The sequence below is a fragment of the Streptomyces sp. NBC_00096 genome (genome assembly GCF_045041305.1).
GTDB lineage: Bacteria > Actinomycetota > Actinomycetes > Streptomycetales > Streptomycetaceae > Streptomyces.
The window spans coordinates 4,905,347-4,919,377 of the sequence record NZ_CP108221.1 but is presented as its reverse complement, the minus strand read 5'-3'; the positions used below and the strand labels follow the sequence as shown (position 1 = coordinate 4,919,377).

Below are 14,031 nucleotides of genomic sequence, written 5' to 3'. Positions count from 1 at the left end.
GCGGGAAGCGCGATCACTACGTTCCTCCCCGGAGGTGCCCGCAGATGACTGTCTGTGCCATCGAGAAGACCACCGCGGCCCCGTTCACCATCGCCGCGGACGGCTCCTACGCCGCCCGGCTGGCCGGGGACGGCGAGGCCCGTTTCCCGGAGCGGTGGACGCTGACCGGGCCCGAGCCGTACGCGGTGCCGCTGCCGCTCGCGCAGCCCGAGGAGGCGGACAGCGAGGTGCTGCCGCTGGCCGACGGGCGGGTGCTGATCCACCGCCGGGTGGCGGAGCGCCACGGCTTCGCACTGCTGTACCCGACGGGCGGGGGCACAGCGGGTGCGGGACCCCGGACCGGGGAGCTGGAGCTCGGCGCGATCGCCCCGCAGGACGACCCGGGGGCGGGTGACGGGACGGCGGACGGCGTACGGGTCACCCTGCTGCCGCCGTCCCCGGACGGGCGCGGGGCCTTCGCCCTGGCCGTGGGCGCCGCCGCGACCACGGTGTGGCAGGTGGCCGGGACCCCCTTCGGGCCGGAGCGCGTCGCCCGGATCCCGGGGCGCTGTTCGGGTGGGGTCTGGCTGGACCGGACGGGCCGGCTGCTGGCCCTGGACCGCGAACTGGACGGCCCGCGGGGGCCGATGACCAAGGCCGTGGTGGTGGACCTGGAGCGGGCCGGGGAGGTTTCGCCGCTGCTCCAGATCGCCGAGGGCAGCGATGACCGGCTGCTGCTGGCCGACCCGGACAGCGGGCTGCTGCTGATCCGCTCGGACGCGCCGGGCGAACCCCGGCTCGGGTGGGGGGTCCTGGGCAGCGCCCGCCCGGTGCGCTTCCCGGAGTGCCTGCGGGCCGTCGGGGCCGCGGCGACGCCGTTCGCGGTGCAGCCGGGGCAGGTGCTGATGCCGGAGCACTGCGGGGTGGCGCTGCGGGTGGACGAGGCCGGCGACGGCTACGGCGGTGACGTGGCCGGGCTCGCCCTGTGGCGCCCCGCCGACCGGCACGTCTTCCGGCTCGGCGCCCCGGCCGGCTGGCTCGGCGGGACGGGCCGGTGGAGCCCGCAGGGCCGCCTGCACCTCCCGTACGCGACCCCCGAAGTCCCCTGCGGGGTCCTCGGCATGAACATCCCGGTCTCCCCGCCCCCGCCCGTCCGCCTGGACCCGATCCCCCTGCCGCCGGCCCCCAAGCCCCTGGCCCGCCCGGTACCCCTCCAGCAGGCCCCGCTGGGCTGATCCCCGGCCGGGCCGGCTGACAGGTACGCACGACGCCCGTGGGGCGGCGGGTCCGCGGACCCGCCGCCCCACGGGCGTCGTGCGTACCTGTCAGCCGTCGTGCTTGAGGCCGAGGACCTCCGCCGCCGCGAAGGTTTCGTTCGCCGGGCGGGAGTCGTAGTGCGGGGTGAGGAGACCGTCGAGCTCCTCGTAGGAGAAGGACTCCTTGGTGGTGTCGAACTTCGCCGCCACCTTCGGGCGTTCCATCACGACCACGATGCCGCCGTGGACCACGAACAGCTGGCCGTTGGCCTTCGCCGAGGCCGGGGAGGCCAGGTAACCGACCAGTGGGGAGACGTGCTCGGGGGCGAGGGCGTCGAGCTTGCCCTCCTCCGGGACCTGGAAGCCGGCGAAGACGTCCTCGGTCATCCGGGTGCGGGCGCGCGGGCAGATGGCGTTGGCCGTGACCCCGTACTTGGCGAGCGCCAGGGCGGTGGAGGTGGTCAGGCCCACGATGCCGCCCTTGGCCGCCGCGTAGTTGGGCTGGCCGGCCGAGCCGCCGAGGAAGGCCTCGGAGGAGGTGTTGATGATCCGGCCGTAGACAGGGCCGCCCGCCGCCTTGGACCGCTCCCGCCAGTGCACGGAGGCGAAGTGGGTGGTGTTGAAGTGGCCCTTGAGGTGGACCCGGATGACCGAGTCCCACTCCGCCTCCGACATCGAGAAGACCATCCGGTCGCGCAGGATGCCCGCGTTGTTGACCAGGATGTCGAGCTTGCCGAAGCTGTTGACCGCCAGCTCGACCAGCTCGCGCGCCTGCTCGAAGTCGGCCACGTCACCGAGGTGCGCCACCGCCTGCCCGCCCGCCGCCCGGATCTCCGCGGCGACCTCTTCCGCCGGGGCGGCCGAGGCCTCCCCCGAGCCGTCGCGGCCGCTCTGGCCGAAGTCGTTGACGACCACGCTCGCGCCGAGGCGGGCGAGCTCGACCGCCTCGGACCGGCCGAGGCCGCGGCCGGCCCCGGTGACTATGGCGACGAGTCCCTCAAGTGGCAGTGACATCCGTACGGTTCCTCTCGAAACGGGTCAGAGTTCGATGCAGGTGCGCAGGGCGACGCCCGTGCGCATCTGGTCGAGCGCGTCGTTGATCTCGGCGAGCTGCACGCGGTGCGTGATCAGCCCCGCCAGGTCCACCCGGCCGGCCCGCCACAGGGCGATGGTGCGCTCGTAGGAGCGGAGCACGTCACCGCCGCCGTACATCGAGGGCAGGATCTTCTTCTCGTCGAAGAAGAGGGAGAACATGTTGATCGAGTAGTTGTCGTCGAGCGCGCCCGCGCCGACCACCACGACGGAGCCGCCGCGGCGGGTCATCTCGTACGCGGTCTGCGTGGTCTGGGACTTGCCGACGACCTCGAAGACGTAGTCGAAGCCCTCGCCCGCGGTGATCCGGTTCTTGGCGTCGGCGAAGGCCTCCGGGGAGACCGCCTCGGTGGCGCCGAAGCGCAGCGCGGCCTCGCGCCGGGAGGCGACCGGGTCGACGGCGATGATCTGGGCCGCGCCCTGGACCTTGGCGCCCTGGATGACGGAGATGCCCACGCCGCCGCAGCCGATGACGGCGACCGAGGAACCGGCCTCCACCTTGGCGGTGTTGATGGCCGCGCCGAGGCCGGTGGTGACTCCGCAGCCGATCAGGGCGGCGATGTCGAAGGGCACGTCCTCGGGAATGGGTACGGCGCAGCCCGCCGGGACCACCATCTCCTCGGCGAAGGTGCCGGTGCCGGCGAAGCCGAAGATGCTGCTGTCGCCCCGCTTGAAGTTGGGGGTGGCGACGTTGCCGAAGGCCTCCAGGCACAGGTGGCCCTGGCCGCGCTTGCAGGACGGACAGTGTCCGCACGGCGGGAGCCAGCAGACCAGTACCCGGTCGCCGATCTTGTGGCTGGTGACCCCGTCGCCCACGTCCGTGATCACGCCGGAGCCCTCGTGGCCCGGGATGAAGGGGGCGGGCTGCGGGAGGACGCCGCTCATGGCGGAGAGGTCGGAGTGGCACAGACCGGTGGCCTTGATGCGGATCTTGACCTTGCCCGGGCCGAAGCCCACGGCCTCCATGTCGTCGACGACTTCGAGCTTGTCCTGGCCTATCTCGCTCTGGAGTGCTGCGCGCACGGTGCGGCTCCTTCTGTGGGTCTGTGGTGTGGTGCGTGTCTGCTGGGCCGTCTAGCCGTGTTCGACGACGGTGTCGGCGAGGACCGGGGCGTCGTCGCGGTCGGCGGCCGTCACCGAGACGAGGACGCGGCCGGGCTCCTGCCACATCCGGATCCGCAGGGTCTCGCCGGGGAAGACGATCCCGGCGAAGCGCGTGCGGTAGGCGCGGACGCGGGACACGTCCCCGTCGAGGACGGTGTCCACCACGGCCTTCAGGGTCATCCCGTACGAGCACAGGCCGTGCAGGATCGGCTGGTCGAAGCCGGCCAGCTTGGCGAACTCGGGGTCCGCGTGCAGCGGGTTCCAGTCCCCGGAGAGGCGGTACAGCAGCGCCTGCTCCTCGCGGATCTTCCGCTCCTCCACCCGGTCGGGCGCCCGCTCGGGCTGCTCCGCCCGGACGGAGGGGCCGCGGTCGCCGCCGAAGCCGCCTTCACCGCGTACGAAGATCTGCGCGTCCGAGGTCCACAGCGGCCCGTCCGCGTCCGCGACCTCGGTGCGCAGGACGATCACGGCCGCCTTGCCCTTGTCGTAGATCGCGGCGACCTTGGCGGTGGAGGCGGCCTGCCCCTTGACCGGGATGGGCCGGTGCAGCTCGATGGACTGGCCGCCGTGCAGGACGGCGGCGAGGTTGACCTCGATGCCGGGGGCGGCGAGGCCGCCCATCATGGCCATGCCGGCGCCGGCGACGGTCGCGAAGCTGGGCAGCACGTGGAGCTTGGACTCCAGGGTGTAGCGCAGCTCGTCGGGGTCGGTGGCGGCCCCGGGGTTGTTCGGGGAGGTCCCCGCGCCGAGTCCGAGGTGGTAGAGCTGGATGTCCTTGTGGTCCCAGACGATGTTCCCCTGGCGGGGTTCTGCGGCGAGGGCCTTGGCGGCATCGATCGGCATGGGCGTGCTGCTCCCTGTCTTGGAGACACCGTCTTCGGAAACCGGGCCCCTGGGAAACGGGGCCCTGGGAAAGCTGGATCCTGGGAAAGCTGGGTCCTGGGAAAGCTGGGTCCTGGGAAAGCTGGCTCTTCTGGAAGACCTCGGCGCGGCCGTCCGCACCGTCGGCCGCACCGAGGTCGTATACGGGACCGGCTCTCTAGAACGCGTTCTAGGTTGCCGGTGAAGGAATGTATAACGCACGCCCCAGCAGTTGGGAAGACTCCTGACTCTCTGTCAGCTCCACTTCGTACGGGGCGCGTTGCCCGGGGATCGAATCCTCCGCCCCTACCCTGGCCGAGTGGACGAAATGCCGGTTTCCCAGCGCCCTGCCCGGTCCCTGCGGGTCCTCCTGGACCCTCCGAACCCGGCCCTGTCGGTCCTTCTCGGACTCCAGCCGGACATCGAGGTGGTGGCCTCGGCGATGTTCCGTCCGGCGGTGGCCCTGACCGAGTCCGTGGACCGGGTCCCCGAGCTCCTGGCGGAGGATCCGGAATGCCGGATCCTGGTCCTGGCGGGCTCCGCCCACCCGGGCCTGGCCGAGGCCGTCCTGGCCGCGGGCGCGGCGGGGCTGGTCCTGCGGGACGGCCCGGTCGAGGACCTCGCGGACTCCGTACGCCGCGCCTCGCGCGGGGAGTCGGTGGTCGATCCCGCGCTGGAGGCCCCGTAGGGCGGGCGCGGACGCACGTGCGCCCGCCCTGCCCGGTCCGGGGGGGATCGGGTGGGGCGGGCGCACGACCGGCCACGGACGGCGGGGGGGGGCCTCCGTGGGCGGGGCTTCAGGGGCCGGGACTTCAGGGTCCGGGGCCCGGGCGGATATCCGTATCGGTATCCGCCGTATCCGTATCGGTATCCGTCACCCTCAGGCGGGCTTGGTCCAGTCGTCGACCGTCCGCGACGGGTCCAGCGCGACCGGCAGCCGCTCCAGCCCGCGGAACGCGGGGAACGGCCCCTTGAGCCACTCCTCCCCACCCGCCGCCGGCGTCGCCAGGACCACGTCGGGGAATCGGTCGAGCAGGGCCGTCAGGGCGGTCTCCAACTCCATGCGGGCGAGCGGGGCGCCGAGGCAGTAGTGCGGCCCGTGGCCGAAGCCGAGGTGGGTGCTCTGCAGGCCCTTGCGCGTCACGTCCAGGGTGTCGGGCGCGGGGAACTTCTCCGGATCGCGGTTCGCGGAGGAGAGCGCGATCTGGACGAGGGCGCCCTTGGGGATGGCCACTCCCCCGATCTCCAGGTCCTCCAGGGCGTACCGGAAGGTCGAGGTCTCCACCGAACACTCGAAGCGGACGAGCTCCTCGATCGCCTGGGGCAGCAGCTCGCGGTCCTGCTGGACGGCCGCCAGCTGGTCGGGGTGGGAGAGCAGCGTGAAGACCGCGTTGCCGATCTGGTAGGTCGTGGTCTTGTGGCCGGCGAAGAGCAGGACCCACATCATCGACACGAGTTCGTCGTCGGTCAGGGCCCCCTCCTCGTGCTCCGTGTCGATCAGCACGCTGAGGAAGTCGTCCGAGGGGGTGGCGCGCGTGCGGGTGACGAGGCCGGAGAAGTAGTTCCGCAGCCAGTCCTCGGCCTCGGCCAGGTCGCCGGCCATGTCCTTGCTGAACCGGGAACGCGTCACGTTGCCGAACCACTTCAGGACGTCCGCGCGCTCGTCCCCGACGATCCCGAGCAGTTCACAGATGACCATGACCGGAAGCGGAAGGGCGAACGAGGCCATCAGATCGACGGGAGAGTCCGTCGGGCAGCGGTCCAGCAGCTCACCCGCGAGCTCCTCGATGCGCGGGCGCAGCCCCTTGATGTGGCGCGGCGTGAAGGCCTTGTTGGCGATGTGGCGCAGCCGGGTGTGGCGAGGGGGGTCGGCGAAGAGGAGGTTGTCGTCGAGTGCGTCGCAGGTGTTCCCGAAGACGGCGTGGTAGATGTCGAGGCCCTCGTGCATGTCCTTGCCGATGCGCGGATCGGAAAGGGCGAGGCGGGCGTCGTCGTACCGGGTGATCAGGTACGTCTCCACCCCGTGCCGGGTGGTCAGCCGAGCGACGGGGGCCTGCTCGCGCAGCGCCTGGTAGACCGGGTACGGGCACGTACGGTACTCCGGCGTGCCCATGGACGCCGCCATGACGGCCTCGTCGACGGGGAGGCCGTCACTCACTGCCACTGCGGGTTCGGTCGTCACGCGCTCAGACCTCTCATGGGACTCGTCATGGGACTCGGCATCGGGCTCGGAATTCCGGCCACACCCTCCTCCCGCGGGGCCCCGGACGGGAAACGCCGATTACCCCGTTCGGTCGCGAAAGTACGGCCTCCTGAGCGGATCCGGCGGGTCTGCGACCGCTCCGGCGAGCGGCCGCGCAACGCCTCCCTAAGGTGCTCCCATGCCGGAAATCGCACTGCCGGGGATCACGCTGCCGAAGATCTCAGATCTGCACCTCACAGCGGCGGACGACCACGACGACGGAAGCCGCACGCGGATCGACGTCCACCACCACTTCTGCCCCCCGCAGTGGCTGGAATGGGCCGGTCGCCAGGGGCTGGTGAACCCGAAGGCCCTGCCGCCGTGGGCGCGCTGGGACCCTTCGGCCGCCCTGGACGTGATGGAACGCGCGGGGATCGCCACCGCCGTCCTCAAGCCCATGCTCCCGGCGCGCTACGAGACGTCCGCGCAGCTGCGCGAGGCCATCACCGTCGTCCTGCGGGCCGCCACCGAGGTGGTGGAGGCGCATCCGGGGCGCTTCGCGTTCCACGCGCCGCTGTTCCTGGACGAACCCGAGGTCTCGACGTGGGCGCTGCGGCACGGTCTCGACGACCTGGGCGCGGTCGGGGTGAACGTGACGGCCAACTACGGCGGGGTCTACCTCGGTGACGCCGCCTACGATCCCGTGTTCGCCGAACTGAACGAGCGGGCCGCCGTGGTCGACACCCATCCGCACAACCTCCCGGGTGGCCCGCCGGGGGCGGTGCACGTCCCCGGGATCCCGAACTTCCTGTGCGACTTCCTGCTGGACACGACGCGGGCCGCCGTGAACATGATCCACAAGCGGACGCTCGACCGGTTCCCGAACCTGTCGGTGATCCTCCCGCACGCGGGCGGCTTCCTGCCGCACATCGCGACCCGGGTGCAGGCCTTCGCGGGGGCGTTCGCTCCGCCGGTCGAGCCGGCGATGGTCCGGGACCACATGAGCCGCTTCTACTACGACACGGCGGGCCCGATGTCGCCGGCCGCCACCCTGCTGGCCGCGGCGGGCCCCGACCGGATCCTCTTCGGGAGCGACTGGCCGGCCTGCCCCGCGGACATGATCACGGACATCGCCGTCCCCGCCCTGACGACCGACCCGGCGCTCACCCCGGCCCACCACCGCGCCATCAACCGCGACAACGCCCTCCGCCTGATGCCAACCCTCCGGACCGAACCCACCCGGTCCAACGCCTGAGGCACCCTCCAGCCCCACCGTCGTGCACATGTGGGCCGACGCCAGGCAAATCCAGCCCCTCCGGCATGCACGTGCCGGCCGACCCCAGCCAAAATCCAGCCCCGCCGGCGCTTGAGGCGACCCTTCCGCACCACCGGCATGCACATGCGGGCCGAGGCCGGGCAATTCCAGCCCCGCCGGCGCTTGAGGCGACCCTTCCGCACCACCGGCATGCACATGCGGGCCGAGGCCGGGCAATTCCAGCCCCGCCGGCGCTTGAGGCGACCCTTCCGCACCACCGGCATGCACATGCGGGCCGACGCCGGGCAATTCCAGCCCCTCCGGCGTTTGAGGAGCGGGGGTCCGGGGGCTGGCCCCCGGCAGCGGCGCCGCGCGGGGGGCTGTCCCCTACCCGCCCTTCCACCGTTCCCTGGGCTCCGCCCAGACCCGACTGAAGGCTCCGGGCCGCGCCCGGGGCCCCTGGGGCTCCGCCCCAGACCCCGGTCCTCAAACGCCGGACGGCTGAAAGGACTCCGGCGTCGGCCCGCACGTGCGGGCCGACGCCGGCCAAAAACCAGCCCCGCCGGCGCTTGAGGCGATCTTTCAAGCCCCGCCGGCGATTGAGGCGCCCGGCCCCCGCCTATTTCCGGAGCAGGGTCACCACCGCCGCGCCCCCCAGCCCGATGTTGTGGGCCAGGCCCACGCGGGCTCCGGCGACCTGTCGGGGACCGGCCTGTCCCCGGAGCTGCCAGACGAGTTCCGCCGCCTGCGCGAGCCCCGTCGCGCCCAGCGGGTGGCCCTTGGAGATCAGCCCCCCGGACGGGTTGACCACCCACCGCCCCCCGTACGTCGTCGCACCCGACTCCACCAGTTCCCCGGAGGCCCCGTCCGCGCACATGCCCAGCGCCTCGTACGTCAGCAGCTCGTTGATGGAGAAGCAGTCGTGCAGCTCGATGACGTCGACGTCGTCGATGCCGAGACCCGACGCCTCGAAGACCTGCCGCCCCGCCGCCGCCGTCATCGGCTTGCCGACCACGTCGATGCACGATCCGGAGGAGAAGGACGCCTCGGTGTCCGTGGTCATCGACTGCGCGACGATCTCCACCGCCCGGTCCCCGAGCCCGTGCTGCTCCACGAAGCGTTCCGAGACGACCACCGCGGCCGCCGCCCCGTCCGAGGTCGGCGAGCACTGGAGCTTGGTCAGCGGCTCGTGGATCGTCTTCGCCGCGAGGATCTCCTCGACCGTGTACACCTCCTGGAACTGCGCGTTCGGGTTGTTCGCCGAGTGCCGGTGGTTCTTCGCGCCGACCGCCGCGAGCTGCGCGGCCGTGGTCCCGTACCGTTCCATGTGCTCGCGCGCCGCGTTCCCGAAGATCTGCGCGGTCGGCGGGGACATCTCGAAGCCGTGCCCGGCCGCCATGATCCCGTAGTGCCGGGCGACCGGCGAGGTCTTGAAGTCGCCCCCGTCCGCGCCGCCGCCCAGCGCGCCCTTCTTCATCTTCTCGAAGCCGAGCGCGAGCACGCAGTCGTTGATGCCGCCCTCCACGAACTGCCGCGCCATCATCAGCGCCGTCGAGCCGGTGGCGCAGTTGTTGTTGACGTTGTAGACGGGGACCCCGCTCAGGCCCAGCTCGTACGCCGCCCGCTGGCCGGCGGTGGAGGCCTGGAAGCAGTAGCCCACCGGCACCTGTTCGACCAGGCCGTAGGCGACCCCCGCGTCCGCGAGCGCCGCCGATCCGGCCTCCTTCGCCATGTCCCAGTACTGCCAGTCCCGCGACTCCGGCTTCTCGAACTTCGTCATGCCGACGCCCACGATGTACGACTTGATGCGACTCACTGGAGTAACGCCCCTTCGGTCAATCCCTGGGAAGGCCGAGGATGCGCTCGGCCACGACGTTGAGCTGGACCTGTGTGGTGCCTCCGGCGATGGTCAGGCAGCGGGACATGAGCATCCCGTGCACCGCCCGCCTCCCCGCCCCCTCACTCACCGCGCCCGCCGGGCCCAGCAGTTCGAGCGCGAGCTCGGCGGTCCGCTGCTGGTGCGGGGTCTGTACGAGCTTGCGTACGGAAGCGCCCGCGCCCGGCTCCAGTCCGGAGACCTGCTGGAGCGTGGTGCGCAGTCCGATGCAGGCCAGGGCGTGTGCCTCGGCGGCCAGCGCCCCGATCCGCACCCGGTACCCGCCTTCGAGTTCGGCGGAGCGCGCGAGCAGCGCCTCCAGGCCGGTGTCGAAGGTCATCTGGTCGGCCATGTGGACGCGTTCGTTGCCGAGGGTGTTGCGGGCGACCTTCCAGCCCCCGTCGGCGGCGCCGACCAGGGAGTCCTCGGGCAGCCGCACGTCGTCGAAGTAGACCTCGTTGAAGAGGGCTTCGCCGGTGATCTCCTTGAGCGGCCGGATGTCGATGCCGGGGGTCTTCATGTCGACGATGAAGTAGCCGAGCCCCTTGTGCTTGGGGGCGTCGGGATCGGTCCGCGCGAGCAGGATCCCGTAGTCGGCGCTCTGCGCGGAACTCGTCCACACCTTCTGCCCGTTGACGATCCAGCCGCCCCCGGACCCGTCCCCGGCCGCCGTCCGCTCCGCCTTGGTCCGCAGCGAGGCCAGGTCGGAGCCGGCCCCCGGCTCGGAGAAGAGCTGGCACCAGGTGACGTCCCCGCGCAGCGTCGGGAGCAGGTGGCGCTCCTGCTGCTCGGGGGTTCCGTAGGCGAGCAGCGAGGGCACGACCCAGGTGGCGATCCCGAGGTCGGCGACCTTGACCCCGGCGGCCTTGAGTTCCTGCTGTACGACGAGCTGTTCCACGGGCCCGGCGCCGAGTCCGTACGGCGGCGGCAGGTACGGGGCCGCGTACCCGGTCGGCGCCAGCACCCGCCGTGCGGTGGCGGGGTCGAGGCCGGCGGCGTCCGCGATGGCGGTACGGGCCTTCGCGCGGTGGGCCTCGGCCTGCGCGGGCAGCTCCAGGCGCAGCTCGCGGCGGGCTCCGGCGGCGGCGAGCCGCACGGCCCGCACCCGGTGGCCGTCGCCGGAGCCGAGGAGCTGGCGTGCGACGAGCGCCCGCCGCAGGTAGATGTGGGCGTCGTGTTCCCAGGTGAAGCCGATGCCGCCGAGCACCTGGATGCAGTCCTTGGCGCAGGAGTACGCGGCGTCGAGCGCGGTCCCGGCGGCCAGCGCGGCCACCAGCGAGCGCACCTCGGCCGGCTCCTCGGTGGCCTGGGCGGCGTCCCAGACGAGCGCCCGGGCCTGCTCCACGCGCACCAGCATGTCGGCGCACAGGTGCTTGATCCCCTGGAACTGGCCGATGGGCCGCCCGAACTGTTCGCGGACCTTCGCGTACTCGGCGGCGGTCTGCAGTGCCCAGGCGGCGGTGCCGCAGGCGTCGGCGGCGAACAGCACGCAGGCGAGGTCCCGGACGAGCGCGGCGTCGAGTTCCAGCAGCCGGCCCGGACCGGCGGTGACCCCGCGGGCGCGCACCTCGGCGGTGGGCCGGGTGGGGTCGGCGCTTTCCTGGGTGCGGATGTCGAGCGCGTCGGCGTCGACGGCGAACCAGCGGGTCCCGTGCGCGGTCTCGGCGGCGAGCAGCACGAGCTCCGCCTCGCCCGCGCCCAGCACCGGCGGCGCGGTCCCGTCGAGGAGGTACCCGCCCTCCACGGCCACGGCGGTCAGGTCCCCGGGTCCGAGCGCGACGGCTCCGACCCGCCCGCCGAGGGGATCGGCCCCGGCCCGGTCCAGGAGTACGGAGGCCAGCGCGCTCGGCAGGTACGCCCCGGGCAGCGCCGCCCGGGCGGCCTCCTCCACCGCGACGGCGAGGTCGAGCAGGGTCCCGCCCTCCAGGTGCGGCTCCAGCAGCCCGGAGGCGAGGAGTCCGTCCCAGTAGGCGGGGCGGGAGCCCGTCTGCGGCGGGGTGTCGAGGAGTTTGCGCACCTCCTCGGGCGGCACGGCCCGCGCGACCCAGCCGCGTACGGCCCCGGCCAACTCCCGCTGTTCCTGTGTGATTCCGATGCCCATGCGCGGCAGAGTAGAACACGTTGCATTCTGACGGAAGGTCAGAACTGGAACGTGTTCTCACTTCGTGGACCCGTGCCGGGCCGTCCCGTGAGGGCCCGCCCTGAGACGATGAGGAAGCGGTGCGGCGGTGCGGACACGACCCGCGGCTTCCGTGATCACACGTTCTTGAGGATCGGGGCATGAGTGAGCGGCCATACCGAAGTCGTACGGGGCCCCGGAGGCGAGCCGCTCGCCCACTACGAGGAAGAGAGCCGCGACGGCATCCGCTGGGCGGACGATCTGCGCCTGGCGGACGGAGCTTCGCCCGCCGCCGCCGCGGAGCGGGTCGTGGTGGACCTGGCGGGGTGGGGAGTGACGACGCGGGCGCCGCTGGGCGCGGAACTGGCCGGGCGGGGCGCGCACGCCGAGCGCCGGTTCGACACCTACACCCACGCGCTGCGGGCCTCCCCGCGGCCGCCCGAACCGGTTCGGCTGCCGGAGGACCTGGCCCCGCTCCCGGCCGCGGCCGTGGACCCGGCGGCCCTGCGGGCCGCGTACCGGGCGGCCTACCCCGCCGACCACCCCGACCACGGCATGAGCACGCCCGGGGACCTGGAGGCGCTGATGGACGGCACCTTGATGGGACCGCTCCTGCCCACCAGCACCGTGCTGATCGACACCGCACGCAGGGCCGCGGTCGCCGCGGTGCTCGCCCACGACTGCCCGGGCGCCCCGCCCCTGGAAGGCCCCTGGATCTCCGAGGTCTTCCGCGACCCCGCACCCGCCTACCGCGGCGCCGGCTCCCTGCTGCTGCGCCACGTCCTGTGGCTGTCCGCCGAGGCCGGGCTGCCCGCCCTCGGCCTCTCGGTGACCGCGGGGAACCGCGCCGCCCGGACGTACGAGAGCGCCGGATTCATCCGTACCGCGCAGTGGGCCGACCTATGCATCCACTGAGGCGGGGTGCGTACGCCGGCGGACGGGCGAAGCGCTCCGGCGGCGGTGGTGGTAGGCCACCGTGACGACCGCGAGCAGCGGTCCCCAGGCCACCAGGGGCAGGTAGCAGGCCGTCATCACCCCGTACGCCAGGCCCGTCGGGGCCCCGGGGGCGCCCATGTTCCCCGGGGCGTTCCAGCCGATCGCCCCCATGACCCCGAGCAGGGTGAGCGCGGCGGCGCCCAGCCCGGCGGGGACCACGGCGGCGAGCGGCGGGACGCGCCTGCCGCCGATCAAGGGCAGCCAGTGCGGGGTGACTTCGCCCCACCGCTGCACGAGGCCCAGCGCGAGGAAGCCCAGCATTTCGGCGAACACGCTCAGGCCGATCATGTAGAGCGAGAACCCGCTGCCGAAGCTGATGTCCGCCATCGCGTCGTCCCCGGTGAAGCCGAGCGGCACTCCGCACGCTCCGGCGATCCGCCACAGCCCCGTGGGCAGCGGGGCGAGCGCCGCGAGGTGGGCGAGCCGCACCGCGAGGCGGCTCGGTTCGCGCTCCATGGCCGCTCTCATTCCTGGTCCCCCGGCTTCCCGGCGGTCTGCGGCTGCTCCGACCCCGAGTTCGGCTCCGAGTTCGACTCCGAGTTCCCCGACGGGTTCGGCGGGAGCACGTGCACGACCTTGAAGTCCCCGCTCTCGACGGTCTCGTACGGGGCGGCGCTCAGGCACTTCGGCACCTCCGGCCCGTCGAAGCCGGACACGGCCCAGCTGTAGCCGACCCGGTCCTTCTTCCCGTCGCCCTTCCCGTCGTAGACGGTGAAGCCGACGCGCTTGCCGATGGCGCCGGGGGGCAGGTCGGAGCTGGTGATGATGCCGGTGGCGGTCGCGACCGGACCCCCGGTCAGCAGGCAGTCGATACGGCCTTCGGCGTACGCGCCCTGCTTTCCGTCGGCCGTGTAGTGGCTGAACCGGAAGGTGCCGCGCGAGGTGCCGGCCGGGGCGTCCGGCTCATCGGGCTCGGCCGGGGCGAAGCCGTGTGCGTCGAAGGAGAAGCGGACCTGCTGGCCGTCCGCCCGGTACATCTTGGCGGAGCCGGTCAGGCTCGATTCCCTGGGCACTTTCCGCGCCGCGTCCGAGCCGGAAGCGGAGGCGGGGGCGGCGCCGGAAGCTGAGGCGGAGACGGCGAGGCCGCCGATGACCGCCAGCGCGGTGATGCCGACGATGGACGTACGGAGGGTGGTGGTGCGCGACATCCTGATCTCCTGTGTTCCGGCGGCCGGTCGAGCCGCTGTTCGGTGTGGCATCAGCCTCCGTCGGCAGGGCGGTCCGCGGCCATCGGCCGATGGGGAGATCCGCTCCGGGGCCGGGCCGGCCTGCTATGCCGTTCGGCAGAGGCCGCCGGGCGGGACAGCGCCT

12 protein-coding genes are annotated in these 14,031 nt (G+C 72.8%); 4 read left to right on the top strand and 8 right to left on the bottom strand.

What is annotated here, in order from left to right:
• Window positions 1-44: 44 nt before the first annotated feature.
• Entirely contained in the window at window positions 45-1,214 is a 1,170-nt protein-coding gene (locus tag OG904_RS21690; RefSeq protein WP_405493411.1) for a hypothetical protein, read from the top strand.
• Between the two features lie 90 nt (window positions 1,215-1,304).
• On the opposite strand, the gene OG904_RS21685 is transcribed toward OG904_RS21690, so the two are convergent.
• From OG904_RS21685 to OG904_RS21675, 3 genes are read right to left on the bottom strand one after another with little or no spacing between them, the layout of a single operon-like run.
• On the bottom strand, window positions 1,305-2,249 hold the full coding sequence (locus OG904_RS21685; protein WP_405493409.1) for a 3-oxoacyl-ACP reductase: 945 nt from the start codon (window positions 2,247-2,249) through the stop codon (window positions 1,305-1,307).
• A gap of 24 nt (window positions 2,250-2,273) precedes the next feature.
• Window positions 2,274-3,350, bottom strand: a complete 1,077-nt coding sequence (locus OG904_RS21680; protein WP_405493407.1) for a Zn-dependent alcohol dehydrogenase — start codon at window positions 3,348-3,350, stop codon at window positions 2,274-2,276.
• A 51-nt stretch (window positions 3,351-3,401) separates the two neighbouring features.
• Window positions 3,402-4,274: a MaoC/PaaZ C-terminal domain-containing protein gene (locus OG904_RS21675; RefSeq protein WP_405493405.1), complete on the bottom strand. Its 873-nt coding sequence runs from the start codon at window positions 4,272-4,274 to the stop codon at window positions 3,402-3,404.
• Between the two features lie 346 nt (window positions 4,275-4,620).
• On the opposite strand from OG904_RS21675, the gene OG904_RS21670 reads away from it, so the two are divergent.
• A complete protein-coding gene (locus OG904_RS21670) occupies window positions 4,621-4,980 on the top strand; it encodes a DNA-binding response regulator (protein ID WP_405498177.1) in 360 nt (119 codons plus the stop codon).
• A 192-nt stretch (window positions 4,981-5,172) separates the two neighbouring features.
• Here OG904_RS21670 and OG904_RS21665 read toward each other — a convergent pair whose 3' ends face one another.
• Entirely contained in the window at window positions 5,173-6,474 is a 1,302-nt protein-coding gene (locus OG904_RS21665; protein WP_405493403.1) for a cytochrome P450, read from the bottom strand.
• A 199-nt stretch (window positions 6,475-6,673) separates the two neighbouring features.
• Here OG904_RS21665 and OG904_RS21660 point away from each other — a divergent pair, with 199 nt between their 5' ends.
• On the top strand, window positions 6,674-7,729 hold the full coding sequence (locus tag OG904_RS21660) for an amidohydrolase family protein (protein WP_405493401.1): 1,056 nt from the start codon (window positions 6,674-6,676) through the stop codon (window positions 7,727-7,729).
• Between the two features lie 619 nt (window positions 7,730-8,348).
• Here OG904_RS21660 and OG904_RS21655 read toward each other — a convergent pair.
• Both OG904_RS21655 and OG904_RS21650 read right to left on the bottom strand, forming a co-directional pair.
• A complete protein-coding gene (locus OG904_RS21655; RefSeq protein ID WP_405498175.1) occupies window positions 8,349-9,536 on the bottom strand; it encodes a lipid-transfer protein in 1,188 nt (395 codons plus the stop codon).
• Window positions 9,537-9,564: 28 nt separating this feature from the next.
• Window positions 9,565-11,706 (bottom strand): acyl-CoA dehydrogenase, encoded by a 2,142-nt coding sequence (locus OG904_RS21650; protein WP_405493399.1) that lies wholly within the window; start codon window positions 11,704-11,706, stop codon window positions 9,565-9,567.
• A gap of 183 nt (window positions 11,707-11,889) precedes the next feature.
• Between OG904_RS21650 and OG904_RS21645 the strand changes: the two genes are divergently transcribed.
• On the top strand, window positions 11,890-12,639 hold the full coding sequence (locus tag OG904_RS21645) for a GNAT family N-acetyltransferase (protein WP_405493397.1): 750 nt from the start codon (window positions 11,890-11,892) through the stop codon (window positions 12,637-12,639).
• On the opposite strand, the gene OG904_RS21640 is transcribed toward OG904_RS21645, so the two are convergent.
• A complete protein-coding gene (locus OG904_RS21640; RefSeq protein ID WP_405493395.1) occupies window positions 12,625-13,176 on the bottom strand; it encodes a hypothetical protein in 552 nt (183 codons plus the stop codon). The genes OG904_RS21645 and OG904_RS21640 overlap by 15 nt on opposite strands.
• 8 nt (window positions 13,177-13,184) lie before the next feature.
• Window positions 13,185-13,868 carry a hypothetical protein gene (locus tag OG904_RS21635; RefSeq protein ID WP_405493393.1) on the bottom strand — a complete coding sequence of 228 codons (684 nt, stop codon included), beginning with the start codon at window positions 13,866-13,868 and terminating at the stop codon, window positions 13,185-13,187.
• Between the last annotated feature and the right edge of the window lie 163 nt (window positions 13,869-14,031).